Raw genomic sequence first — 25841 nt, forward strand, 5'->3', positions numbered from 1 at the left:
ATGAAAAACATACTGAAAACCGGATCCATTCTGTCGATGCTGGTGCTTGCGGGATGCTCAAGCCTTTCGGAAGTCACTTATAGCTTGCCGGAAATGACGATGCCCAATCAATGGGGGGTATCAGAAACATCCATCCCCCAAGCGACAGACAGCACCGAAGGCAAGGACACCGCCACGATGACTGAGTCCGTTGCAAAGACGCAATGGTGGGCAAATTTCAACGATCCGCATCTCGATGCGCTGATCGCAAAGGCGCTTGAAACCAACAACGATCTGGCCGCTGCCACGATCAAAGTTCGTCAGGCCCAACTCACCGCTGGCTTGGCAGAAGATGCACTTTACCCTGATCTTTCTGCAGGCAGCGACATCTCAACTTCCCGCCAGTTTGACAGCGAAGACAACAAAAGCGATGGTGACATTACGCGCAGTTATGGTGTGGAAGCCGGGATCAGTTATGAGCTTGATCTCTGGGGCAAGCTTGGCCACGACTATGACGCCACCAAATGGGAAGCGCTTGCCACCCTTGAGGATCGCGAAAGCACGGCACTGTCGCTGATTGGTACCACTGCCACACTTTACTGGCAGGCAGTTTATTATCATCAGCGCCTCGATATCGCTCAGGCCAGCATTGACTATGCCCAACAGACGCTTGATCTGGTTGATGTCCAGTATAGCTCCGGCTCTACCTCATCGCTTGAAGTAAGCGAAGCCAGAAGCAACCTGGAAACACAGCGTGCGGCCTACACGCAAATTGAACAAAGCCTGACTGAGACCAAAAATGCGCTCTCGATCTTGTTCAATCAGCCGCCGTCAGATATCGAGATCACACGTGCAACCCTTCCGGCAGGTATCTTGCCCGACATTCCTGAAGGACTGCCCGCCGACTTGCTGATACGCCGCCCGGACGTACATGCGGCTGAACTTCGCTTGCGCGAAAGTGTTGAAGAGCTCAATTCCGTCAAGACCAGCCTGCTGCCCACGATCAGTTTGACCGGCACAATGGGCTCAAGCAGTGATCAGTTGCGCAACCTGTTATCCAACCCGATTGGTACACTCGGTGCCAGCCTTGCCCTGCCCTTCCTCAACTGGAATGAGGGCCAGCTGAATATCAAGGTTTCCGAGGCCGAGTATGAACAGGCAATCGCCGAGTTCCGCCAGACCACCTATGCCGCCATGGCAGATGTTGAAAATGCCCTTTCGGCGCGCACCAATTACGATCGCCGGGCAGAACGGCTTGAGGCTGCAGTCGAAGCATCCGCAAATGCCGAACGTATTTACGAGGCACGCTTCAGGTCCGGCGCCGTAGCCATGCAGGATTGGCTTGACGCACAGGAAAACCGACGAACCGCCGAAGAAACGGTTCTTGAAAACCAGCTTGATCGCATCACCAATCTCATCACGCTTTATCAGGCGCTTGGCGGCAATGCCGAGCGCTCAGGAACGAATGAACTGCCACCGTCAGAGGCCTAAGCCATGCGTCACCAAGATAAGGAAACCACTCACCGAACGGGCAAATTTCTAATGCTTGCTGGAAGCGGACTTTGCCTTGCTGCCTTGATCCTGACTGTCAGGGAGTCAAACCTCCTGAACCAGACAGAGTATATGCTCAGCCAAAGTCAAAATGGCCTAGCCCCACATTTTGACTGTGCGGCAATATATTGCCCATGGAACGAGGCCGCGCATCGCATAACTGATCGCATCGAAGATATTTCTCACACCAGAACATTCCTGCCGAGCCGCCGTCCACCGCCGCCAATGTTCGAAGAGTTCAACCCCTTTCACCAACCACCCTGGTTTGCAGACAACTTCCTGACAGGTGAATAACAATTCCTATTATGATAAGAGTTTATTTTAAAGCCGCGCTCAAGCAGGCTTAAACACTCAATCAGGGAAACGTCATGCCAAATCATCTGCCATCCGCGCCCGCAACAGTTTTGCCAAGCGATCATGATCAGGCGATCCTGCTTGGACGCGTCTGGAACCCTGATGTTGCCGGCCCTGTCCCGGTTTTATGCGATGGCGGTAGCCTGTATGACATCAGCTCAATCGCGCCCACCATTAGCCAGATCCTTGAGATCGACGGGCTGTTGGCAAAACTCGGCAACCCGGATGTCTTTCCCGTCCTCGGTGATCTTGAAACGGTACTTGCTAATTCTTCCCCGGCCATGACGCCCGAGAAAATGCATCTTCTGGCCCCCAATGACTTGCACGTCATCAAGGCAAGCGGGGTGACGTTTGTCGCAAGCTTACTCGAACGCGTGATCGAAGAACAGGCGCGCGGGGACGCCACCAATGCCGATAATATCCGCTCTGAAATCATGGCCGTTCTGGGCGGCAGCCTGGCCGATATTGAGCCCGGCTCCCCCAAGGCGGCAGAGATCAAGGACCTTCTGATCGCGAAAGGCGCATGGTCGCAATATCTTGAGGTCGGCATTGGCCCGGATGCCGAGATTTTCACCAAGGCGCCGGTTCTATCGGCCATGGGTCACGGCAGTCCGGTTGGCATTCATCCCTTATCGACCTGGAACAATCCGGAACCGGAAGTCGTTCTGTCCGTGACATCGGGGGGCCGCATTGTCGGCGCGACGCTGGGCAATGATGTCAACCTGCGCGATGTTGAAGGCCGCTCTGCACTGTTGCTGGGCAAGGCAAAGGATAATAACGGGTCCTGCGCCATCGGGCCGTTCATCCGTCTGTTTGATAATCACTTCACCCTTGATGACATCAAGGCCGCCGACATTGCCATGTCGGTGGATGGCAAGGACGGTTATCACCTGGAAGCGGTCAGTTCGATGTCGCAAATCAGTCGCCCACCCGAAAGCCTTGTCGTCCAGACGATTGGCGCGCATCACCAATATCCGGATGGCTTCATGCTGTTTCTGGGCACCATGTTTGCCCCGACCGATGATCGGGATGGCACCGGTCAGGGCTTCACCCACAAGCCGGGCGATATCGTCACCATCGCCACCCCGAAACTTGGCAGCCTGATCAACGAGGTTGGCGCATCAGATACAATCCCGAGATGGGAATTTGGCATCGGCGCGCTGATGCGCAATCTGACGCAAAGAGGCCTGCTGTAACGCAAAAAGCCGCCCCGGATGGAGCGGCTTTTTTAACGATTTATCCCGATCTGGATCAGGCGATATCGGCTGGCAGGACATCGGTCGGGATGTTCTGGTAGCAGACCGGACGCAGGAAGCGGCGGATCGCCATCGTGCCCACAGAAGTCGCGCCAAAGTTGGTCGAAGCCGGATACGGCCCGCCATGAACCATAGTATCGGAAACTTCGACACCGGTCGGGAAACCGTTGGCCAGAACGCGACCTGCCTTGTGCTCGAGGATCGGCAGCAGCGAACGGGCATCTGCCGCATCTGCTGCATCAAGATGAAGTGTGCAGGTCAGCTGCCCTTCAAGCGACTTGGCAATCTTGCGCATTTCAGCGACATCCTTGACCCGAACCACAAGACCCAGCGGACCAAAGACCTCTTCACCGAGTTCGTGGTTGGCCAACCAGTTCTCTCCAGTGGTCTCGAACAGATATGGCGTGGCATTACGCAGATCACACGACGTGGTCAGAACTTCCTGCACGCCTGATGTCGCAGCAACACGCTTTGCGCCAGCGCGATAGGTTTCGGCCATACCGTCAGTCAGCATGGTCTGAGGACCAACGTCAGCAAGACCTTCCTTGGCCGCGGCAACGAATGCATCCGCATCCGGGCCTTCGATCACAACAGCAATGCCCGGATTGGTGCAGAACTGGCCAGCGCCCATGGTCAGCGACCCTGCCCAGCCCTTTCCGATTTCCGCACCGCGCGCCTTAACAGCACTGGGCAGCAGGAACATCGGGTTGACCGAGCCGAGCTCGCCAAAGAACGGGATCGGCTCCGGACGGGCTGCACACAGATCATAGAGCGCACGACCACCGCCAAGCGATCCGGTAAAACCAACCGCCTTGATCAGCGGATGCTGCACAAGGCTTTGGCCCACATCGCGCTTGCCGCCCTGAATAAGGCTGAAGACACCGGGATGCATACCGCATTTCTTGATCGCAGCATCAATCGCCTGCGCAACAATTTCACCCGTGCCCGGATGGGCCGAATGGCCCTTGACCACGACCGGGCAACCGGCTGCCAGCGCCGATGCGGTGTCACCGCCCGCGACCGAAAAGGCCAGCGGGAAGTTTGATGCACCAAATACGGCAACCGGGCCAATCGGGCGCTGCATCAAACGCAGATCCGGGCGCGGCAGTGGTGCGCGATCCGGAAGCGCTTCGTCATGACGACGGTCAAGGTAAGCACCATCAAGGATGTGGCTGGCAAACAGACGCAGCTGACCAACGGTACGGCCGCGCTCACCCTGCAGGCGGGCTTCCGGCAGGCCGGTTTCCTGCGTGCCGATTTCGGTAATTTCATCGCCGCGCGCATCGATTTCATCGGCAATGGTATTGATGAATTTGGCACGCTCTTCGCGGGTCGAATAGCCAAAGGTCCAAAACGCGTCCTCAGCAGCCTTTGCGGCCTGATCAACAAGGGCGGGCGTTCCGACCGGGAAGGTATTGGCCGGGCCATGGGCCGGTTCGGACTGGAAGGTCGTCTCGCCGGCGACCCAGTCACCGGCAATCAGATGTTTTCCTGTCAGGGTATAAGACATTTCAATCAATCCTTTGGACTTCGTGGATAGGGGTAAAGGTCTGGCGAAACAGACCAAGGCATTTACCTGATCTTACTGGCTTTTGAGCCATTCCTCATACTTTTTCTGATTTTCATCCTTGGTGCAGGGATAAAGTCCGATGATTGAGGCCCCGCTTTGGACCTGCTCAAGGACAAAGGCCTCGTAACTTTCCATGCCGGCACAGGCATCGGCAATTTCAACGGCCAGATGGGCCGGGATCACCATCACCCCGTCAGTATCACCAACCAACACATCACCGGGGAATACCGCCACATCGCCGCACGCAATCGGGATGTTGATATCAAGAGCTTCATGCTTGGTCAGGTTGGTGGGCGCCGATGGACCGGCACAATAGGCTGGCATATCAAGCGCGCCAATGCCTTCGGCATCGCGGAAACCGGCATCTGATACAATGCCCGCCGCCCCACGCACCGCCAGACGGGTGACAAGGATCGATCCGGCAGATGCCGCAGACGCATCCTTCCGACCATCCATCACCAGCACATGACCGGGCGGGCAGGTTTCGACCGCGACCCGTTGCGGATGGTCGGCATTGCGGAAAACCTCAAGCGCGTTGCGGTCTTCACGGGCCGGGATGTAACGCAGGGTAAAGGCCTGCCCGACCATGTTTTTCTTTTTGGGCGCAACCGGTTTGACGCCCTGAATGAACTGGTTGCGCAAGCCCCGCTTAAACAGCTGGGTTGCGATGGATGCCGTGGAGGCGCGCATCAGCTTTGCGCGGGTATCCTCGGAAAGTACATATTCGGTCATCTCGGGGTCCTTAGAAAATATCAGGTTCGCCGGCAGTCTTGCCGAAAGCAGTTTCAAGGAAATCAAAGTCACAGCCCTGATCGGCCTGTGTGACATGGCGCGAGAACATATAGCCGTAGCCACGTTCAAACCTTGGTTCCGGCGGCGTCAGGGCCTGGCGCCGTTTTTCAAGTTCTTCGTCAGTCACCAGCATATCAAGTGAGCGGTTGGGCAGATCCAGACGCACGGTATCCCCGTTTTGCAGAAGTGCCAGCGGTCCGCCAATGAAGCTCTCCGGGCTGACATGCAAGACACAGGCGCCGTAAGACGTGCCTGACATCCGCGCATCGGAAATCCGCAACATGTCACGATGACCCTGTTTGATCAGGGCCTTGGGAATGGGCAGCATGCCCCATTCCGGGAAGCCCGGCCCGCCCTGTGGCCCGGCATTGCGCAGAACCATCACATGGTCTGGCGTGATATCAAGGTTCTCGTCATCGACGGCCTTTTTCATATCCGGATAGCTGTCAAAGACAATCACCGGGCCTTCATGCACATGGAACTTCGGATCACAGGCCGCCGGTTTGATCACCGCCCCGGTCGGACAGAGATTGCCTTTAAGAACCGCAAGCGAGCCTTCCTTGTAAACCGGATTGGTGATCGGGCGGATGACATCATCATTATAAACCACCGCCCCTTCGAGATTCTCACCCAATGTTTTGCCGGTGACGGTGATGCAGGTCGTATCAAGCCGATCTTCCATCTGCTTCATCAGCGCGCGCAGACCACCGGCATAGAAGAAGTCCTCCATCAGGTAATCCTTGCCCGACGGCCGGACATTGGCGATCAGCGGTGTGCTGCGGCCAAGCTCATCGAGGTCTTCAAGCTTAAGCCCAACACCCGCGCGTTTGGCCATCGCAATCAGATGCACCACCGCATTGGTCGAACAGCCGGTTGCCATGGCAACGATTGCGGCATTGCGGCAGGATGCATCGGTGATGATTTTATCAGGTGTCAAATCTTCCCAGACCATATCAACGATCCGGCGACCACAATCCGCCGACATGCGCTGGTGACCGCTATCGACTGCGGGGATTGACGATGCACCCGGAAGTGTCAGCCCCATGGAATCGGCAATTGCCGTCATGGTCGATGCCGTACCCATGGTCATGCAGGTCCCGGCAGAACGCGCAATACCGCCCTGAATGCCAAGCCATTCATCATCGCTAATGTTTCCTGCACGCCGTTCATCCCAGTATTTCCAGGCATCGGACCCGGAACCCAGCGTCTTGCCGGCGTAGTTACCGCGCAGCATCGGACCGGCTGGCAGATATATCATCGGCACACCGGCTGAAATTGCGCCCATGACCAGACCCGGTGTCGATTTGTCACAGCCGCCCATCAGAACCACCCCATCAAGCGGATGGCAGCGAATGTTTTCCTCTGTCTCCATGGCAAGCAGGTTGCGATAAAGCATCGAGGTCGGCTTGGTGAAGCTTTCATCAACCGAAAGCGAGGGCAGTTCAACGGCAAAGCCACCCGCCTGCGCGACACCGCGTTTGACATCAACCACCCGTTCGCGGAAATGGGCGTGGCAGGTATTGAGCTCCGACCAAGTATTGAGAATACCGATAATCGGCTTTCCGCGGAAATCATCCTCGGAATAGCCAAGCTGCATCATGCGTGATCGATGCCCGAAAGAGCGCAGATCATCGGGGGAAAACCAGCGTGCCGATCTCAGGTCCTGAGGCTGTTTCTTACTCATTGTCTTATCCTCGGAATGTAAAACGCGACCATGTTTGCGGCGGGCGGCGATCAGAAAGGTGATCTTTTATCTTGGACGCAAACACACTGATCTGAGAGTTTTCGCCGCCGTCATCAGACATGGAAAGATATTCACTTGTGACTGTTTGATATAGTAATATATTAGTGCATATCCGACAAGACGCCTGTATACAAATTGCGGGGACAGACAAGAATTGCGGGAACATCATGGTCGAAAACCTGATCAAAGACGCACCGACTGCCAAAAAACGTCTGCCGAAACTCAAGCGGGGTTCGGCCAGTACGCAACTCCATGATTCCTTGCGCCAGCGCATCATTGATCTTGAACTGGCACCGGGCCAGTACCTGTCGCGGGTTGAAATCGCCGAGGAATATGGCGTTAGCCAGACACCGGTGCGTGATGCATTACTCAAGCTTGAAGAAGAAGGCCTCGTTGATACCTTTCCGCAATCGAAGACAGAGGTCTCGCGCATCGATGTCGAACACGCGCTTGAAACCCAGTTCCTGCGCCTGTCGGTCGAGCTTGAAATCACCCGCCGTCTCGCCAATGCCAAAGACCCTGCCCTGACTGTCAAAGCCCACTCCATTCTTGCCCAGCAAAATGCGGTCAGCGCCGCAAACGATCTTGATACCTTTGGCAAACTTGATCGCGATTTCCATTACGCGCTTTATGAGGCTGCCGGTGTCGCCCAACTCTATGGTGTGATCGAAGCGCGGTCCGGTCATATTGACCGTCTGCGCAAACTCAACCTGCCCGACCCGGGGAAATCGGCCTCCATCCTTGATTGTCACGCCCGCATTCTGGCAGCGATCGATGCGGGCGATGCCGACACCGCCTGTGAGGTTGTCCGCGAACATCTGATGGGCACCCTTGCCACCGTCGATGCCATCCGCGAACGCCATCCGTCCTTCTTCTAAAACGGTCCGGCCAATCCCCTGCGCGGGCTATTCGATCAGCCCGTTTCCTTTCATGAAGGCCGCCAGCTTTTCGGATTGCGCGTCGGTCAGCGGCCAGGCCGATGGCGGACGGGTCGGCCCGCAGTCATCGCCAAGCAGCTTCAGCGCCGATTTCACACCGGTAACGTTCGTGCCGTTCATTTCTTCAGCCCGGACATCCTCGAATGCCTTCATTTCGGAAATCAGCTTGCGTGCCGTGGCATAGTCGCTGGCCTCAAGGGCGGCATGAATGGCCATGGAGCGTTCCGGCCAGACATTGATCAGGCCCGACGTGAAGCCACGTGCCCCCACGGCATAAAACGCCGGCGCCCAGGTTTCGGCCAACCCGCCGACCCAGACGATATCCGGATCACAGGCATGGATGGCCTCGGCCAGTTTCATCGGATTGGGGGTTGCCCATTTAACCCCGGCAACACCTTCGACGGCACATAGATCGGCAATCGCCTTGGTACCGATGGTGTCATTACGCAGATACAGCATCATCGGCAGACCGCCGGATGCATCGGCAATGCGTTTGATGTAATCAACCACACCACGCGGGGCGACGAACGGGTCTGGCGGCTGATGGATCATAAGTGCCTCTGCCCCGGCGTCGGCTGATGCCTTGGCAAGTGCGCAGGCATCACGGACACCACGGCCGATCCCGGCCAGCATCGGTGCACGGCCATCGAGCATTTCCGCAACCGATTTTGCCATCGTGATCGCCTCATCGGTGGTCAGGGCATAAAATTCGCCCGTATTGCCATTCACCACCGGGAAATGCACGCCTGCGGCCAATGCACGATCAATCACAGGGACGAGCTTTTCGGGTGCGACCTCGCCATCGCTGTCATAGGGCGTGACCAGAATGCCCGAGATCCCCGATAAAACATCGCGCAATTCGGTTTTTGAAAGTGCCATGGTTTCCTTATCCCCGTGCCGTGTCCCGCAGACACCGAACCAGTCGGCTCGGGCGTGCGCGGGATCATCTTGTAATATTTACTTACATCTTGAATAACAAGTATCGCACGCGATGGCAATTCCCTTTGTGCGCACACGAAGCTATACACCCCACGCGCCATGGACATGCGCAGGCGCACCTGTTGCTCAGACAAATGGTCAAGGGAATTTTACAAGTTCGGGAAGATTGGTGGCCGGTCAGGCAAAGCGGCGGAACAGCCCGCGTCGTTCACGGCAAATCATGGTAAGGCCCGCTTTGCGGGCAAGGTTCACCGCCGTCAGGGTCGGCCCCGACAGGGTGACAAGTCCGCCGACGCCAAACTGCACGGTCTTGGTGACGATTTCATAGGAACAGCGGCTGGTCATCAGAACGAAACCACCGGCCGGATCAATTCCCTGCCGCGCGATGGCGCCAAGCACCTTGTCCAGTGCGTTATGGCGCCCGATATCTTCGCGCACGAGAACAATGTTACCGCTACCATCAACAAAGGCGCTGGCATGCAGCAGCCCGCCGCCCTTACGGTTACGGGTCTGATGATCGGGAAGCGCATCAATCGCGCGCAGAACAACATCCTGCGCCATGTTCGATGGTGTCACCGTACCGATCTTGTCCATCGCAACCGCTTCGAGCGATTGCACACCACACAAGCCACAACCCGACCGACCTTCGAGGGTGCGTTGCCGATCGGCAAGGCGATCAAACACGTCGTCATGCAGATCGGCCTCGATCACGTAACCCTGCAGGGTCTTACGCACATCGCGGAGCGTAATCTGGGACATGTCATCGGCGATGCCTTCGGACAGGGCAAACCCCACCATGAAATCTTCGAGATCATGCGGCGAGACCATCATCACGGCATGGGAATGCCCATTAAACGTCAAAGCAGCCGGAACTTCCGGCTGCAACATGATGGGGGCATCATCATTACCATCATCGCCCGAGACGGCGCGCGCAAGATCAACGTGGCGCCCGTCGAGAATGCGATTTTCCGATGGCTTGGCCGTCATGCGGTTTCCTTGACCTTCCGGATCTTCGGGGCGGCTTTCAGCACCAGCGGATGGAAGTCGGCATTGCCTTCGGCGATCATGTCAAACAGCTGCTTGCGCATGCGCGGTTCCCAGAAATCGCTGATATGGTTTGCGACACCATCAACGCCCTCGCCCTCGGGCTGGGATTTGAAAAAGGTCGCGATCTGATTGGCCATATAGACAAGTTTGTCAGGTGCCATTGCGGTTCACTCTTTGACTGTAAGCTTTATGTAGAAGCAGGAAGTGCCAGACATCATGCCAAGGGAGTATAGCACAATGTCTGGCTCGCGATCCTATTCAGCGGCATCGACGCGCGGTTTGATCCGGCGCGACTGTTCGGCCTGACGATCATATTCCACCTGCCATTCGGTCGGACCATTGGATGGTGAGACCTGAACGGCGGTAACCTTGTATTCCGGGCAGTTGGTCGCCCAGTCGGTATAGTCGGTGGTAATCACGTTGGCCTGTGTGCCCGGATGGTGGAAGGTGGTGTAAACCACACCCGGTGCGACACGGTCGGTAATGGTGGCGCGAAGGGATGTTTCGCCCGACCGTGATGCCAGACGGATCCAGTCCCCTTCACGAATGCCACGCTGTTCGGCATCGTGCGGGTGGATTTCCAGCAGGTCTTCCTTATGCCAGGCGGTGTTTTCCGTCCGGCGGGTCTGGGCGCCCACGTTATACTGACTAAGGATACGTCCCGTCGTCAGCAGAAGCGGGAAGCGCGGACCGGTGCGCTCATCCGTTGCCACATATTCGGTGACAACGAACTTGCCCTTGCCACGGACAAAGCCATCGATATGCATGACCGGGGTCCCTTCCGGGGCCTTGTCATTACACGGCCACTGGACCGAGCCCTTTTCTTCGAGCAGGTCATAGTTGACGTTGGCAAAGCTTGGCGTGGTTGCGGCAATTTCGGCCATGACCTGTGACGGATGGGTGTAATTCCAATCAAGGCCCATCGCACGCGCCAGGTTCTGGGTAACTTCCCAATCGGCAAAGCCGTTCATCGGCGTCATCACCTTGCGCACACGGTTGATACGGCGTTCTGCGTTGGTGAATGTCCCGTCCTTTTCCAGGAAGGTCGAACCAGGCAGGAAGACATGCGCGTAGTTCGCCGTTTCATTCAGAAACAGGTCATGGACAACCACACATTCCATCGCCGCCAGACCGGCCGCAACATGTTTGGTATCCGGATCAGACTGAAGAATATCTTCCCCCTGAATATAGATGCCCTTGAACGTGCCTTCGACAGCGGCATCAAGCATGTTGGGGATACGAAGACCCGGTTCTTCGTTGATCTTAACACCCCAGATATCTTCAAAGATATCGCGGGTGGCACTGTCCTGCACATGGCGATAGCCCGGCAATTCGTGCGGGAAGGACCCCATATCGCAGGAACCCTGCACGTTGTTCTGACCACGCAGCGGGTTCACGCCAACACCCGGACGGCCGATATTGCCGGTCGCCATGGCAAGGTTGGCAATCGCCATCACGGTGGTGGAACCTTGGCTGTGCTCGGTAACACCAAGACCGTAATAGATCGCGCCATTCCCACCTGTGGCAAAGGCACGGGCGGCCTTGCGCATGGTATCGGCGTCAACACCGGTCATATCGGCGATGGCTTCTGGGCTGTGTTTCGGATCGGACACAAAGCTCGCCCAATCCTGGAATTCGTCCCAGTCACAGCGTTCACGTACGAACGCCTCGTCAAACAGGCCTTCGGTCACGATGACATGGGCAAGCGATGTCAGAACCGCAACGTTGGTGCCCGGACGCAGGGCGACATGGGCAACCGCCTCGATATGCGGGGAACGGACCAGATCAATCCGGCGCGGATCAATCACGATCAGTTTCGCACCTTCGCGCAGACGCTTTTTCAGGCGCGAGGCAAAGACCGGATGGCCGTCGGTCGGGTTGGCCCCGATCAGGATGACAACATCGGTATGTTCGACAGAATCAAAATCCTGCGTCCCGGCCGAGGTGCCAAACGTGGTTTTCAAACCATAACCGGTCGGCGAGTGGCAAACACGCGCACAGGTATCAACGTTGTTGTTGCCAAATCCGGCACGGATCAGTTTCTGAACAAGGAAGGTTTCCTCGTTCGTGCAACGCGATGAAGTGATCCCACCCAGCGCACCCTTGCCGTATTTGGTCTGAATGCCCTTGAACTTGTCTGCGGTAAAGCGAAGCGCTTCTTCCCAGCTGACTTCCTGCCAGGGATCATCAACGCTTTCGCGGATCATCGGGTTAAGAATACGGTCCTTGTGATTGGCGTAGCCATAGGCAAAGCGCCCCTTCACACAGGAATGGCCACGGTTGGCCTTGCCATCCTTATAGGGCACCATGCGGACCAGTTCCTCGCCGCGCATTTCCGCCTTGAACGAGCAGCCCACCCCGCAATAGGCGCACGTGGTGACAACCGAATGTTCCGGCTGACCGATTTCAATGACCGACTTTTCCTGAAGCGTTGCCGTCGGGCAGGCCTGTACACAGGCACCGCACGATACGCATTCGGAATCAAGGAAGTCTTCATGCATGCCCGGTGAGACGCGCGATTCAAAACCGCGGCCTTCGATGGTCAGGGCAAAGGTGCCCTGCACTTCTTCACAGGCCCGGACACAGCGCGAGCAGACAATGCATTTCGACGGGTCATAGGTGAAATACGGGTTGGTTTCATCCTTGGCCATGTAGCGCGGGTTTTCTTCGCCGTTCTGGCGGACCTGAACGTGGTTTTCACCCTCATAGCCATAGCGCACATCACGCAGACCAACCGCACCGGCCATGTCCTGCAATTCGCAGTCACCATTGGCGGCACAGGTCAGGCAATCCAGCGGATGGTCAGAGATATAAAGCTCCATCACGCCTTTGCGGATTTTCTTGAGCCGGTCGGTCTGGGTATGGACAACCATGCCATCCGATGCCGGCGTCGTGCAGGATGCCGGGGTACCGTTACGGCCTTCGACCTCAACCAGGCACAGACGGCACGACCCGAACGCATCGACCATATCGGTCGCACACAGTTTCGGGACCTGAATGCCGGCCTCCATCGAGGCGCGCATGACAGAGGTACCTTCCGGCACGGTGACATCCTTGCCATCGATGGTCAGGGTGACGGTCTTTTCGGAATTCTTCGCCGGGGTTCCGTAGTCAACTTCTTTGATCAAGGACATCGTTTCACTCCGCAGCTATATCAAGCGCGCGTGGCTTGAAGTCATCAGGGAAATGGGTCAGGGCGCTTAGAACCGGATAAGGCGTAAAGCCCCCCAGCGCGCACAAGGATCCAAACTTCATGGTCTCACACAGATCGCGCAGCAGTTCGATCTGCAATTCAGGCTCTTCACCACGTTCAAGCTTGTCGACCACTTCGGTCCCGCGTACAGAGCCAATTCGGCACGGCGTGCATTTGCCGCACGATTCAATCGCACAGAATTCCATGGCAAAGCGGGCCTGCTTCATCATGTCGACCGTGTCATCAAACACGACAATACCGGCATGACCGATCAGGCCATCGCGCTTCATGAATTCTTCGTAGTCAAACGGCGTATCAAACAGTTCCTTGGGGAAATAGGCGCCCAAAGGCCCGCCGACCTGAACCGCCTTGATCGGTCGGCCCGATGCGGTGCCACCGCCGATCTGTTCGACAATTTCGCCGAGCGTCAGACCAAAGCCGACTTCATAAAGCCCGCCATGTTTGACGTTGCCGGCAATCTGGATCGGGATGGTGCCGCGCGACCGGCCCATACCGTAATCACGGTAATATTCCGGACCCTTTTCCAGAATGACCGGAACAGAGCACAGCGAAATCACGTTATTGACCACCGTCGGGCGGCCCAGGAAACCTTCAAGGGCGGGCAGCGGCGGCTTGGCGCGAACGACACCGCGCTTGCCTTCCATGCTGTTGAGAAGCGACGTTTCTTCGCCGCAAACATAGGCGCCCGCACCCATGCGGACTTCCATGTCAAACGCCTTGCCGGAACCAAGGATGTTATCGCCCAGAACACCGGCAGCACGGGCAACTTCGATCGCCTCGTTCATCACGTCAATCGCGGTCGGATATTCCGAACGGGTATAGACATAGCCCTTGGTCGCCCCGGTGGCGAGACCGGCAATGATCATGCCTTCGATCAGGACAAACGGCTCGCCTTCCATGATCATGCGATCGGCGAAAGTGCCACTATCGCCCTCATCGGCGTTACAGACGATGTATTTCTGATCGCCGTCTGCTTCGCGAACGGTATTCCATTTAATCCCCGTCGGGAAACCGGCACCGCCGCGACCACGAAGGCCACTGTCGGTAACGGCCTTGACGATTTCTTCGTCCGTCATCTTGAGCGCGTTTTCAAGACCACTCAGGCCTTCATTGGCACGGTAATCATCAAGCGACACCGGATCAATGATGCCGCAGCGCTGAAATGTCAGGCGCGACTGGCTTTTCAGGAACGGGATATCCTGTGTGCGTCCGAGGAACAGCTTGTGTTCGCCCCCGGTCAGGAAATCGGCATCAAACAATGCGTCGATATCATCGGTGCTGACCGGGCCATAGGCAACACGCCCGCGCGGCGTTTCGACCTCGACCATCGGCTCAAGCCAATACATGCCAAACGAGCCGTTGCGCACGACTTTGACATCGGCTCCGGTTTTGGTTGCCTTGGCGGCAATCGCGGATGCGACATCATCTGCCCCCAGCGCGACCGAACCGGAATCTAGTGGAACATAGACCTTGATGCTCATGACCCCACCTTTTCCAGAATGCGATCCGCACTGACACGGCCAACAACCTTGCCATCAATCATCGCCGCCGGGGCGCAGGCGCACAGACCAAGGCAGAAGACAGGTTCAAGCGTGATCTTGTGATCGGCGGTGGTTTGCGACCAGTCGACTTTCAAATGACGACGGATCTGATCACCAAGGGCATCGGCCCCCATCGCCTGACAGGCTTCGGCCCGGCAGATCTTGATGACATGCTTGCCCGCCTTTTCTTCGCGGAAATCATGATAGAAGCTTGCCACCCCGTGGACTTCCGCCCGGCTCAGGTTCAGCTTCTTGGCAATGGTCTGAAGCGCGCCATCGGGGATAAAGCCAAACTCTTCCTGCACCTCGTGCAGGATCGGCAAAAGCGGTCCCTCAAGGGCTGCCATCTGATCACAAATGGCAGCGACGCGGACATTCTGGTCCTCGGTCGTTTCCGACATGCAAGCCTCTCTCTCAAGCATGTTGTCAAATTCTTGATTATTCTAAGCATTGTCAGGCATTGCGCCTGCGCGTTCAATAAAGCCATCCCGTTACGCGATAGCGAAAACCTATCAAGCGGTTTGCAGCTCTGAAATGCGGGCTGCCTCCTTGATCAAAGCCGACACAACCGGTGTTGCCGGTTCGCGCCGTGCAGCGATCAGGCCAACGGTGTGGGTCGCCTCGGGTTCGGTGATCGGGATCGATTTCACCCGGTCGCGCATGCCGAAACTCTCGACCATTTTTTCGGGCATGATGCTGGCCCAGTTACCAGTTTGCACATGAGTAAACAGCGCAATCATCGAATCACTTTCAAGCGTCGCACTGACTTTCGCCCCCACCGCATCAAGATGCTGATCAATGATGCGGCGGTTTTGCATATCTGGCGTTAACAGGCACAGCGGCAATTTCGCAGCTTCGCGCCATGTAATGCTGTCGCGCCCGGCAAGATCATCGATGTTTGACGTCACCAGATGATAGCGTTCGCGATACAGCGGAATGGCGGTGACACGCCCAAGTGGCTCATTATCAAGATAGGTGATCCCTGCATCAATTTGCAGGTCATCGAGCAGCGCCTGAATTTCAGCAGAGGTCCGCGACAGGATGGCAAAGCTGACATCGGGGTGTTTTTCACGAAACGGTGTGGTCAATTCATGGACCATCGAAAGTGCGGTCGGCACAACCGCAATCTGCACCTGCCCGGTCAGGCCAAAGCGCATGGCGCGCATTTCATCGCGCATGGATCGGGTGCTGCCGACAATATGGCGGGCCCATTCCAGAACCCGCTCACCTTCGGGTGTCAGGCCCTGATAGCGCGATCCGCGTTTGACCAGGACAACGCCAAGATGGTCTTCAAGTTGGCGCAAGGCGCTCGAAAGGGTTGGCTGGGTCACGCCGCATTCTTCGGCAGCATGTCCAAAATGCTGCTCGCGGGCGAGAACCATAAACATTTCGAGTTTATCAATCATGGCGTATCCGGCATCGCAAGATCGATGCTTTTTATGGCGGTGATGGCGATCCTGTTTTCGGCTCGCTTTGTTTTTGGCTGAACACTCTAGGGTCAGGACCTATTAATTTGATTTGAATGGCAGACGTTATATTTGCGAAATCCAAGGAAAAGCCCGCTGGTCGGGTCGGCATCCCGGACAAGGGATTTGACGCTGGAGTTTGCAAATATAACGTCTGTCCTCCGGATTAATCGGATTTGCACGGGCTACTTTGTCGTAAAACTTTGAAAGATAAATACCTTCCTGCAGTTTTACTCCGCGTATCCGCACAAATCTGTTTAACCATTCAAACCAAATTAATAGGTCCTGACCCTAAATCGCGGGGAAGTGTTCCGATTGCAGGATAACCGATTACCCCTTCGGGCATAAAGGTTATTCCTGCAACAGAACGCAGATCCGGGCTGGATGAACGGAACCCGGATCTGCCCCTGACGCGTTGGCACGATGTCCCACTCGTGCCCTGTTTTACTGGCAAGTGGACAGCACCAGTAAAACAGGCGCCAGCCGAGGGTGCGTCGGCTGGCGCCCTTGGTCAGGTTAGGCTTTCGACGGCGCTTCGCTTCCGCCGGCTTCCTGGGTTTCCATGTGATGCTTTTCATGGATCGGGCTGACCAACTTGTTGGCAATCAGCGCAATCGCAAGCAATGCTGCCATGGCATACATGGTGGTGTTATACAGGCTTGAGGTCGGATCGACCGTGCCTGCCGGTGCAATTTCCATCAGACGCCCGATGGTCACCGTTTTGGCGGCAACCAGCTGATCAAGCTGAGCGATGCCGGCACCGAATTTCTCCTGGAATGCTGCCGGATCAACCTTTGCTGCCAGATCCTTGATCGAACTGGTGACCGAGGCCTGACGCAGCTGGGTGATGGCAAGCGGACCGAGAACACCAGCAGTACTCCAGGCAGTTAGAAGACGACCATGGATACCACCGACATATTTGGTGCCGAAGATATCGGCGAGATAAGCCGGAATGGTTGCAAAACCACCGCCATACATCGTGAAGATGATCATGGTTGCGGCATAGAACATGACAAGCCATGTCACAGCCGGATTGATGCTGACCTGTTCTGCGGCAAACGGGATCGACATATAGAGAACGATGCCCAGAATGAAGAAGCAGTAATAGGTGTTCTTGCGCCCGATATAGTCAGACATCGAGGCCCAGAAGAAACGACCGCACATGTTAAAGACCGAAATCATGAACACATAGGTCGCCGCAAAGGCGGAGTTGACGATAAACGGCAAGGTCGTACCAAAGATTTCCGTCATCATGGTCTTGGCAACGCCAATCACCCCGATACCGGCGGTCACGTTAAAGCACAGAACAATCCACAGCAGATAGAACTGCGGGGTCTTAAGCGCCTGATCAATGTGTACGTTGGCATGCGTGATCATGCGTTTGGACGCGGCATCCGCAGTCGGCGGCGTCCAACCAGCCGGAAGCCAGCCTTCGCGCGGCACGCGATAGGAGAAGGATGCAATGATCATGACGATGAAGTATGCGACACCAAGCGTAAAGAAGGTCGCAGCCGCACCGGTATTACCGGTTCCGGCAACATAAACGCCTTCTTCGATCGGCACTGGTGCAGCGGCAACCTGTGCGGCACCGGCAACTACGACTTCGACCATCTGGCCACCAACTTCGGCCATACGTTTGCCGCCCTCGGTCACGAGGTTCACGGCACTTTCCGGACCAAGATAGTCAGGCACCTTGTAGAACGTGGCAAGCAGGGCTTCCTTGATCGGGGTTGCGATCATCGCACCACCGCCAAAGCCCATGATGGCCATACCGGTCGCCATGCCGCGCCGGTCCGGGAACCAGCGGATAAGGGTCGAGACCGGCGAAACATAGCCAAGCCCAAGACCACAGCCGCCAAGCGCCCCATAACCCAGATACACCAGCCACAGCTGGTGGGTCATGATGCCAAGGCCACCGATGATGAAACCACCACCCCAGCAAAACGCCGCGACAACGCCGACCATGCGCGGGCCGACTTCTTCAAGCCATTTGCCGCCAAAGGCAGCTGCAAGGCCAAGAAAGACGATGGCAACAGAGAAAATCCAGACAACGGATTGCAGACCCCAGTCACCGGAGCTTGCACTGACCACCCCGAATTCCTTGATCAGTGGCGGGTTAAAGATACTCCAGGCATAGACAGAGCCGATGCACAAATGAATGGCGATGGATGCTGGCGGAACTTTCCAGCGGTTGAAATCGTCGCCAGCGACGATGTGTTCTTTCTTGAGCTTGTCAAACATGACGTTGTTTTCCTCCCGGTCTTTTGATTTTTCCTTGCCCTTCCCCGTCGCACAATTGGTCATGGTGCAGGGCAAACACGGTTAAATCCGGAATTCTCAACTTGGCAATCGCCATGCCACAGCGTGACAAGTGTGGTTTTCTGTCATTTTTCCAAACTGAACTTGCATGCTGCGCCGCACGCGCATGGACAAAATGTCCACAAGCCTAATGCGCGCATAACGTGCAGATAGACAAAATGTCCACTCGCATTTGCAGCATTTCTGGCGGGAATGTGCGCGTTGGTCCTAGTCGGCTTCTGGCAGCCAGATGGTAAAGACCGTGCCCTTGCCCGGTTCACTTTCAACATCAAGCGACCCGCCTTGGCGATCAATCAGGGTACGGGTGATCGACAGGCCAAGCCCCGTGCCTTCGCGCCGTTTGGTGGTATAGAACGGATCGAAAATGCGATTAAGGACATCAGCATCCATGCCAGTACCGGTATCGCGCACCGAGATCTGAATACCGGGTTTGCCATCGTGATCGGCATCCACATCAATCAGGGTCAATGTCCCGCTTTCCGGCATGGCATGCAGGGCATTGACCATCAGGTTAACCAAAACCTGCTGTAACTCGGTCCGGTTCATCAGAACCAGCCGGGTGGATTGGTGTTCACGGACGACCTCGATATCGGCACGGCTGAGCAAATGGGCCACCAGTGGCATGCAATCGTCAATCACCTCGGCCACACTGTGGCGCTCGACAAAGCCTGCATATTCTTCGGGCTTGGCAAATTGCAAGAGCTTGGTGACGATCAGATTGATGCGATTGACCTGTTCGTCAATCAGGCGGAATTCAGTATCGCCGAGCCGCGCATGTTCCCCCAGAAGGTCGCGCAAGACATCCAGATTACCCTGAAGAACGGCGACCGGATTGTTGATTTCATGCGCCACACCGGCGGTGATTTCACCGATTGCCGCCAGCTTTTCGGACATAATCAGCTGGCGCGTGGTGGCTTCGAGTGCCTGATTGGCTTCGCGCAGCTCGCTGGTGCGGGCATCAACGCGGGCATTGAGCTGATCATTCCAGGCACGCAGGCGTTTGTCGCGTTCCTGCACCTGATCAAGCAGATCATCAAGATGATCGGCAACAAGGGCGATTTCGTCCTGCACCTGATCAAGGTTGGTACGTGCGGACAGATCGCCATTTTCCACCCGGCCGATGGTATTGGCCATGCGTTCAAGCGGTTTGAAAATGCCGCGCGCCCAACGCAGGAAGATCGGCACCGACAGGGCCGCAACAAACAGAAATGCACCGATCAGGATCAGAAGGCTCTCATATTTGGTCTGGGCAAAGGGTGCTTCGAGGAACCCGACATACAGCATGCCAACCCGTTTGCCATAGCTGTCCTTGATCGGCTCATAGGCCGAAATGTACCAGTCATTGACCACAAAGGCCCGGTCCAACCAGACATTGCCATCCTCTAGCACGGTCTTGCGCACGACACCCGACACCCGCGTGCCCAGCGCACGGCGATCGGCAAACAGACGTACATTGGTGCTAACGCGAACATCATCAAGAAACAGCGTCGCTGTTCCCTGGCTTCCCTCGGGCAGGCTGCTTTGACGGTAGACAAGGTCATTGATCGTATCGATGAAGGCGAGATTCTGGTTAAGCAAAATACCACCGACCAATGCCGCACTGCCGCCCAAAGGCAGTTCAACGTGACTTGCCGAATGCACCACCATGCCGCGCGTTTCCGCATCGCGGGTCGACGGAACGGCATTGGGTGTTTCAATCAGATCAAGGCGCGCACGTTCAGCCAGATCAGGGGAAATGGCCGCAAGGTCACGATTGCTGAAAATATCGATGCTGGTGGAGGATTGGCCGTTATAGGCACTTTCAATCACCGGCCAGTCGCCATCACGTCGATCGCCCACTTCGTTATCGCGCCCGGGTGACAGATAAAGGAAATCCAGACCAAGCTCCTGCTTGCGCTTGGCAAGCAGGCTGGCAATTGAGTCTTCGTTCCCTGTTGCCAGCACATCACGCACCGCAACCGACTGACCAAGGGCCTCGATCTGTTCGCCGGTATTTTCCAGGATATGGGTGAAATACTGATGGGCAATTGTCAGATCGCCGCTGACCTTTGATGTCAGCAGCGCATCAAACTTGGTGTTCCAACGCACCATCATCACGCCCAGCAACAAGGGCAGGATGACGAGCGTTGGCAAAAGCGCAATCGCCAACAGCTTGAAGCGGACAGACCGTGTTCTTTTGGCAGGCGGCGTGGTGGCGCTGGTGGCGCTCGGCGATGACGCTTCGGTCATTCCTGTTCCCAGCTTGCGCATTTGCGATCAATCGTCTTGCGCGAGACCCCCAACCGTCTGGCGGCTTCGTTGCGATTGCCGTTGGTCTTGTGCAGCATCGCCAGAATGTGACGTCGTTCCATCTCATCAAGGGTTTCATCAGACTCAGGCTGTGCCCCCTGATCAGCGCGTTCTTCGCGGAACTCATCGGGGAACTTGCCCAGAATAAGCGTGCGTTCAATCAGGTTGCGCAATTCACGCACGTTGCCCGGCCATTCATAGCGCGTCAGCCCGGCCCGAACAGAAGCATCCATCGGCACCTCGCGCACGCCAAGCTGCTTGGACAGCTTGTTCATGAACAATTCAGCTAGTTCCAGCACATCGTCGCCGCGTTGGGAAAGTGGCGGCATTTCGATATGCATGACATTGATGCGGTAAAACAGATCGGCACGGAAACGCCCGGCTTCGACTTCGGCCTCAAGATCGGCGTTGGTGGCAAAGACAAACCGCAGATCGACAGGGGCTTCACGTTCTGATCCCACCGGGCGGACACGGCGGCTTTCAATCGCGCGCAAAAGCTTGCTTTGGGTGGCAAGTGACAATTCACCGACTTCATCGAGAAACAGGGTGCCGCCCTGCGCATGCATGAACAGGCCGTCGCGTGCGGCCTGCGCCCCGGTAAAGGCGCCTTTGACATGGCCAAACAACTCGGCCTCGATCATCTCGGACGGAATGGCGGCACAGTTGATCGGGACAAACGGCTTTTCCGCACGATCCGAAAGCGCATGCAGCGAACGCGCGGTGACTTCCTTGCCGGTCCCGCTTTCCCCGGAAATCAGGATCGAGGTCGGCAATGGGGCCACTCGGGCAATGGTTTCACGGATTTCCTGAATTTGCGGCGAATAGCCAATCAGCTTGTCACGCAGCAACACATGATCGGATGTCGCACGCAATTCGTGGCGCAACACATGGTTTTCCCGACGCAAGCGCATCCGATCCAGACAGCGGGCCACCGCGTTCAAAATCTGGTTGGAGCGAAATGGTTTGAGGACAAAGTCCACCGCACCGGCCCGAAGTGCCTTGATGGCGGTATCAAGGTCGGCATAGGCCGTCATCAGAATGGCGTCAGAGAAAAAGCCGATCTCGCGCTGTTCGGTTAACCACTCCACCCCGCTTTTGCCGGGCATGATGTTATCAAGGATGACGACATCAAAATGGTGTTGATCCAAAAGGGCTGTGGCTTCTTCGCAGTCGGCGGCTTCTTCGACCTGTTTGGCCCGCGGACCAAGGGTACGGACAAGGAAGTTGCGCATGCCCGGCTCGTCATCGACGATCAGGATGGATGCCTTTTCAAGCCACGGGCCGAATTCCGGCCCCGGCCCGTTATAGCCTGCGTCATTACCAACTGGCGGCGCTGCCCCTTCGGACGCGCCCAGAACGGTCGATCTCATGATGTTCCTCCGCTGAAACATGCTTTTTTATTTTTTGAAAGCTTAGTTCAGCGGACGAAGAAAAGCAAAACCGTTGGTGGTGGTTACGCCATTCCGACGTCGAATTTGACCACCACCAACGGGATCAGGGTGTGCTGGCTTACGCGTCTTTGCGATGAATGGCAAAGGGCGACCAGCTTTGGCTTGTCGGCATGACTTCAAGCGAGTTGACGTTTACATGCGCTGGCAAATTCGCCACCCAGAAGATGCTTTCGGCAATGTCTTCTGGCTGGATCGGGTCGGCACCCTTGTAAAGCTTGTCATAGGCTTCCTTGTTGCCACCCGTGCGGACCAGCGTGAATTCGCTTTCGCAAAGCCCCGGCTCGATCGAGGTGACGCGCACACCCGTACCGGCAAGATCACAACGAATACCAAGCGAAAATTGCTGCACAAACGCCTTGGTCGCACCGTAAACATTACCGCCCGGATAGGGCCAGTTCGATGCGATGGAGGCCAGATTGACAATCGCCCCTTTGCGCGCGATCAGCTTATCGAGCATGATGCGCGTCATCGCCACCAACCCTTTGTTGTTGGTATCAATCATCGTCATCCAGTCTGACAGATTGCATTCCTGTGCCGGGCCGGTGCCGAGCGCGAGACCGGCATTATTCACCAGCAAATCGACATCCGCAAAATCAGCCGGCAAGCTATCAACCGCCTTCTGGATAGCGTCAGAGTCCTGAATGTCAAAGCACAGCGCATGGGCGACCTTGGCCCCACCGAGTTCTTCGACAAGGGCATCAAGGCGTTCGGCGCGGCGACCGGTGACAATGACTTTCCACCCTTCCTTGACAAAACGGCGGGCCGTTGCCGCGCCAAAGCCAGAAGTTGCGCCGGTAATAAGTGCTGTTTTGGTCATGGGAATCTCCGATGGTGCAAGCAATTTGATTTAAAGGGTCACAGACCAATTGCGATGGTCTGAACGAAACCGATAATGGCAATGATAACGAGGCTGATGGCACAAACCCGGCGCCAGCTTGTTGGCGTCAGACGGCGATAGATTATCTCGCCCGGGAAATAGGCAATTATGGCGATCACCAGCAATGGCAAGACAAGTGTGATGAACCCGTCAGGCAACATGCCAGATGCCGCCCGGGTGATAAATCCAAGGATATCGACCGAGCCGAAATAGATCGCAAGCGTGTTGCGCACCCGGACATCCTGTGTCCCGCCGGCCAGAAGCCAGGCCGCAACCAGCGGTCCGCCCACAGCAAAGCCCGACATCAGAATACCGACCGAGCAGGCCAGCAAAGCGCCAATGACGAAATGGCCCATCCATTTTGGCGGATGATGAAGCATGGCCACCAGGGCCGCCACCGCAATCGCCAGATTGGTCGCGATCCGAATGGTCTGATCATCGAGTGCAAAGGCGACATAAGGACCAAGCACCGCACCGAACAAGCCAAAGGTCAGCAAGATCGTGCACGCCCGCCAATCGACCTTGTTCCGGTCAAAGTCACGCAGGATCAGTCCCGTCAGGACGATATCAATGACCAGAATAACCGGCGTGGCGGTTGCCGGGGCAAGCACCGTCGACAGTCCAAGGGCGGCAAGCAAGGCAAAGCCGAAACCGGTGACGCCACGAAACAGCGCAGCAACCGCGACAACCATGCCAGACAGGATCAGTTCCATGGAATTCCTCGTTGTTACAGACCTGAATTACGCCACCCGCTAACCGGACAATAGAGCCACAATGCCCCTTTTAATGGAGCCACATAGCGATCTGGACCTAAATATTGTCGAGTTCTGGCACTAACGCTGTGTCAGGTGACCGGTTTAGCTAGCAGCATAAGATTTCCGCCCCACACTCTTGCAGACAGGAGCCAGCATGAACGTGTCCGTCAAGCCGAACATGACCAATCATTGGATGCCTTTCACCAACAACCGTCTGTTTCACGAAGAACCACAGATGTTTGCCAAGGCAGAAGGCGTTAAATACTGGACACCGGAAGGCCGTGAAATTCTCGATGGTTCATCGGGTCTGTTTTGCTGTGCGGCCGGTCACGGACGCCCGGAAATTGCGGACGCGGTCTACAAGCAGCTGAGCACGCTGGACTATTCGCCACATTTCCAGCGCGCCGCCCCCGTTTCGTTCGAGTTTGCCGAAAAGCTGGCCGGCATCCTGCCCGATGGTCTTGATCGCGTGTTCTTTGCCGGATCGGGATCCGAGGCGGTTGATACCGCAATGAAGATGTGCCTGGCCTACCACCGCGCGACGGGTAACGCACAGCGCACCCGTTTTGTGTCACGTTCGTGGGGCTATCATGGTGTGAACCTTGGCGGGACGTCGCTTGCCGGGATGGTCAATAACCGTCGCGATTTTTCGGGGATCACCTGTGACGTTGTTCATATGCGCCACACCTGGACCGAAGAACAGAAATTCACCCGGGGTCAGCCGGAAACCGATGCGGATCTGGCCGATGATCTGGAAGAAATCTGCAAGACCTATGGCGGCGATACCATCGCTGCGGTCTTTGTCGAACCGATTGCCGGTTCGATTGGCACCATCGTGCCGCCGAAAGGCTATCTCGAGAAGCTTCGCGCGATTTGCGACAAATACGGCATCCTGCTGGTATTTGATGAAGTGATTACCGGTTTTGGCCGAACAGGTTCTGCTTTCGCCTCCCAGGCATTCGCAGTCAAGCCGGACCTGATCACCATGGCCAAGGCACTGACCAACGGCGCCATTCCAATGAGTGCGGTTGCCACCAGTGCCGAAATTCAGGGCGCCGTCTTTGACGCCGCTGGCGATGCGGATCGCCCGGAGTTCTTCCATGGCTACACCTATTCCGCCCATCCGGTGGCCTGTGCCGCGGGTGTCGCGACCCTTGATATCTATGCCAATGACAAACTGTTCGAACGTGGAAATGCACTGTCTTCGCATTTCCTAGATGGTGTGTTTGGTTTGCGCAACCTGCCGCATGTCAGTGATCTGCGCGGCTATGGCATGATGTCGGGCATTCAGCTGACACCGGGCGATGCGCCGGGTGCCAAGGGAAGCTGGGCGCAACGCGCCCTGTTTGACGAAGGCCTGCATGTCAAGGCGACCGGGGATGCGATCATCTTCGCGCCGGCGCTCGTCAGCACCGAACAGGACATCGACGATATGGTTGCCATCCTTCAGAAGGTTCTTGGCACACCAATGTAATCTGCCTGCAGGGGACAGATACCGATCTCAGGGGAGTGGGGTCGGGATAGGGTCCAAACTCATTCTCATGATCGCCCCGGCAACTGATATGAGAGAAAAAGCTAGGAAAAACCCGCAGATCGGGGTGATCCCCGGTCAAGGGATTTGACGCAGAGGCTTTCTCTCAGATCAGTTGTCCTTCGGATCACCCGGATTTGCACGGGCTATTTTGTCGCAAAATCTTGAAAGATATAGATCTTGCTGCGATTTTGCTCCGCATATCCGCACAAATCCGGGAGACCGGGA

19 protein-coding genes are annotated in these 25841 nt (G+C 56.4%); 4 read left to right on the plus strand and 15 right to left on the minus strand.

Annotation, left to right across the window (positions count from 1 at the left end; all coding sequences use genetic code 11):
* Positions 1–1470 (plus strand): efflux transporter outer membrane subunit, encoded by a 1470-nt coding sequence (locus ACXAIA_RS05760; protein ID WP_475348497.1) that lies wholly within the window; start codon positions 1–3, stop codon positions 1468–1470.
* Positions 1471–1898: 428 nt separating this feature from the next.
* The gene (locus ACXAIA_RS05765; protein WP_475348498.1) at positions 1899–3080 is read left to right on the plus strand and encodes a fumarylacetoacetate hydrolase family protein; all 1182 of its coding nucleotides are present in this window, start codon (positions 1899–1901) and stop codon (positions 3078–3080) included.
* 55 nt (positions 3081–3135) lie between these two features.
* Here the strand turns inward: ACXAIA_RS05765 and ACXAIA_RS05770 are convergent, their stop codons facing one another.
* The 3 genes from ACXAIA_RS05770 to araD form a co-directional block, all read right to left on the minus strand.
* Positions 3136–4650 carry an aldehyde dehydrogenase (NADP(+)) gene (locus tag ACXAIA_RS05770; RefSeq protein WP_475348499.1) on the minus strand — a complete coding sequence of 505 codons (1515 nt, stop codon included), beginning with the start codon at positions 4648–4650 and terminating at the stop codon, positions 3136–3138.
* Between the two features lie 72 nt (positions 4651–4722).
* A complete protein-coding gene (locus ACXAIA_RS05775) occupies positions 4723–5442 on the minus strand; it encodes a ribonuclease activity regulator RraA (protein ID WP_475348500.1) in 720 nt (239 codons plus the stop codon).
* 10 nt (positions 5443–5452) lie between these two features.
* On the minus strand, positions 5453–7186 hold the full coding sequence (gene araD, locus ACXAIA_RS05780; RefSeq protein ID WP_475348501.1) for an L-arabinonate dehydratase: 1734 nt from the start codon (positions 7184–7186) through the stop codon (positions 5453–5455).
* 227 nt (positions 7187–7413) lie between these two features.
* Between araD and ACXAIA_RS05785 the strand changes: the two genes are divergently transcribed.
* Positions 7414–8124 carry a GntR family transcriptional regulator gene (locus ACXAIA_RS05785; RefSeq protein WP_475348502.1) on the plus strand — a complete coding sequence of 237 codons (711 nt, stop codon included), beginning with the start codon at positions 7414–7416 and terminating at the stop codon, positions 8122–8124.
* Positions 8125–8151: 27 nt separating this feature from the next.
* On the opposite strand, the gene ACXAIA_RS05790 is transcribed toward ACXAIA_RS05785, so the two are convergent.
* The 12 genes from ACXAIA_RS05790 to ACXAIA_RS05845 form a co-directional block, all read right to left on the minus strand.
* Positions 8152–9063: a dihydrodipicolinate synthase family protein gene (locus tag ACXAIA_RS05790; RefSeq protein ID WP_475348503.1), complete on the minus strand. Its 912-nt coding sequence runs from the start codon at positions 9061–9063 to the stop codon at positions 8152–8154.
* A 237-nt stretch (positions 9064–9300) separates the two neighbouring features.
* Positions 9301–10110 (minus strand): formate dehydrogenase accessory sulfurtransferase FdhD, encoded by an 810-nt coding sequence (fdhD, locus tag ACXAIA_RS05795; RefSeq protein ID WP_475348504.1) that lies wholly within the window; start codon positions 10108–10110, stop codon positions 9301–9303.
* The gene (locus tag ACXAIA_RS05800; RefSeq protein ID WP_044829040.1) at positions 10107–10331 is read right to left on the minus strand and encodes a formate dehydrogenase subunit delta; all 225 of its coding nucleotides are present in this window, start codon (positions 10329–10331) and stop codon (positions 10107–10109) included. The genes fdhD and ACXAIA_RS05800 overlap by 4 nt, the downstream gene beginning before the upstream one ends.
* A gap of 93 nt (positions 10332–10424) precedes the next feature.
* Entirely contained in the window at positions 10425–13304 is a 2880-nt protein-coding gene (gene fdhF / locus ACXAIA_RS05805) for a formate dehydrogenase subunit alpha (RefSeq protein WP_475348505.1), read from the minus strand.
* Positions 13305–13308: 4 nt separating this feature from the next.
* Positions 13309–14865, minus strand: a complete 1557-nt coding sequence (locus ACXAIA_RS05810; protein WP_475348506.1) for a formate dehydrogenase beta subunit — start codon at positions 14863–14865, stop codon at positions 13309–13311.
* A complete protein-coding gene (locus ACXAIA_RS05815; RefSeq protein WP_475346689.1) occupies positions 14862–15326 on the minus strand; it encodes a formate dehydrogenase subunit gamma in 465 nt (154 codons plus the stop codon). The genes ACXAIA_RS05810 and ACXAIA_RS05815 overlap by 4 nt, the downstream gene beginning before the upstream one ends.
* Before the next feature lie 111 nt (positions 15327–15437).
* On the minus strand, positions 15438–16331 hold the full coding sequence (locus ACXAIA_RS05820) for a LysR family transcriptional regulator (protein ID WP_475348507.1): 894 nt from the start codon (positions 16329–16331) through the stop codon (positions 15438–15440).
* A 576-nt stretch (positions 16332–16907) separates the two neighbouring features.
* Complete coding sequence (locus ACXAIA_RS05825) at positions 16908–18632, minus strand: OFA family MFS transporter (RefSeq protein WP_475348508.1); 1725 nt, start codon at positions 18630–18632, stop codon at positions 16908–16910.
* A 285-nt stretch (positions 18633–18917) separates the two neighbouring features.
* Positions 18918–20939: a sensor histidine kinase gene (locus ACXAIA_RS05830; RefSeq protein WP_475348509.1), complete on the minus strand. Its 2022-nt coding sequence runs from the start codon at positions 20937–20939 to the stop codon at positions 18918–18920.
* Positions 20936–22369 (minus strand): sigma-54-dependent transcriptional regulator, encoded by a 1434-nt coding sequence (locus tag ACXAIA_RS05835; RefSeq protein WP_475348510.1) that lies wholly within the window; start codon positions 22367–22369, stop codon positions 20936–20938. The genes ACXAIA_RS05830 and ACXAIA_RS05835 overlap by 4 nt, the downstream gene beginning before the upstream one ends.
* A gap of 139 nt (positions 22370–22508) precedes the next feature.
* Complete coding sequence (locus tag ACXAIA_RS05840) at positions 22509–23267, minus strand: SDR family oxidoreductase (RefSeq protein WP_475348511.1); 759 nt, start codon at positions 23265–23267, stop codon at positions 22509–22511.
* 38 nt (positions 23268–23305) lie between these two features.
* Complete coding sequence (locus tag ACXAIA_RS05845; protein ID WP_475348512.1) at positions 23306–24040, minus strand: TSUP family transporter; 735 nt, start codon at positions 24038–24040, stop codon at positions 23306–23308.
* Between the two features lie 196 nt (positions 24041–24236).
* Between ACXAIA_RS05845 and aptA the strand changes: the two genes are divergently transcribed.
* Positions 24237–25556: an omega-aminotransferase AptA gene (aptA, locus tag ACXAIA_RS05850; RefSeq protein ID WP_475348513.1), complete on the plus strand. Its 1320-nt coding sequence runs from the start codon at positions 24237–24239 to the stop codon at positions 25554–25556.
* The last annotated feature ends 285 nt before the right edge of the window (positions 25557–25841 follow it).

The organism is Thalassospira sp. ABL2_045 (genome assembly GCF_056161285.1).

Bases quoted from the DNA above. Each gene is read 5' to 3' on its own strand.
- ACXAIA_RS05760 (WP_475348497.1), top strand. From the start codon at position 1: ATGAAAAACATACTGAAAACCGGATCCATTCTGTCGATGCTGGTGCTT.
- ACXAIA_RS05765 (WP_475348498.1), top strand. From the start codon at position 1,899: ATGCCAAATCATCTGCCATCCGCGCCCGCAACAGTTTTGCCAAGCGAT.
- ACXAIA_RS05770 (WP_475348499.1), bottom strand. From the start codon at position 4,650: ATGTCTTATACCCTGACAGGAAAACATCTGATTGCCGGTGACTGGGTC.
- ACXAIA_RS05775 (WP_475348500.1), bottom strand. From the start codon at position 5,442: ATGACCGAATATGTACTTTCCGAGGATACCCGCGCAAAGCTGATGCGC.
- araD (WP_475348501.1), bottom strand. From the start codon at position 7,186: ATGAGTAAGAAACAGCCTCAGGACCTGAGATCGGCACGCTGGTTTTCC.
- ACXAIA_RS05785 (WP_475348502.1), top strand. From the start codon at position 7,414: ATGGTCGAAAACCTGATCAAAGACGCACCGACTGCCAAAAAACGTCTG.
- ACXAIA_RS05790 (WP_475348503.1), bottom strand. From the start codon at position 9,063: ATGGCACTTTCAAAAACCGAATTGCGCGATGTTTTATCGGGGATCTCG.
- fdhD (WP_475348504.1), bottom strand. From the start codon at position 10,110: ATGACGGCCAAGCCATCGGAAAATCGCATTCTCGACGGGCGCCACGTT.
- ACXAIA_RS05800 (WP_044829040.1), bottom strand. From the start codon at position 10,331: ATGGCACCTGACAAACTTGTCTATATGGCCAATCAGATCGCGACCTTT.
- fdhF (WP_475348505.1), bottom strand. From the start codon at position 13,304: ATGTCCTTGATCAAAGAAGTTGACTACGGAACCCCGGCGAAGAATTCC.
- ACXAIA_RS05810 (WP_475348506.1), bottom strand. From the start codon at position 14,865: ATGAGCATCAAGGTCTATGTTCCACTAGATTCCGGTTCGGTCGCGCTG.
- ACXAIA_RS05815 (WP_475346689.1), bottom strand. From the start codon at position 15,326: ATGTCGGAAACGACCGAGGACCAGAATGTCCGCGTCGCTGCCATTTGT.
- ACXAIA_RS05820 (WP_475348507.1), bottom strand. From the start codon at position 16,331: ATGATTGATAAACTCGAAATGTTTATGGTTCTCGCCCGCGAGCAGCAT.
- ACXAIA_RS05825 (WP_475348508.1), bottom strand. From the start codon at position 18,632: ATGTTTGACAAGCTCAAGAAAGAACACATCGTCGCTGGCGACGATTTC.
- ACXAIA_RS05830 (WP_475348509.1), bottom strand. From the start codon at position 20,939: ATGACCGAAGCGTCATCGCCGAGCGCCACCAGCGCCACCACGCCGCCT.
- ACXAIA_RS05835 (WP_475348510.1), bottom strand. From the start codon at position 22,369: ATGAGATCGACCGTTCTGGGCGCGTCCGAAGGGGCAGCGCCGCCAGTT.
- ACXAIA_RS05840 (WP_475348511.1), bottom strand. From the start codon at position 23,267: ATGACCAAAACAGCACTTATTACCGGCGCAACTTCTGGCTTTGGCGCG.
- ACXAIA_RS05845 (WP_475348512.1), bottom strand. From the start codon at position 24,040: ATGGAACTGATCCTGTCTGGCATGGTTGTCGCGGTTGCTGCGCTGTTT.
- aptA (WP_475348513.1), top strand. From the start codon at position 24,237: ATGAACGTGTCCGTCAAGCCGAACATGACCAATCATTGGATGCCTTTC.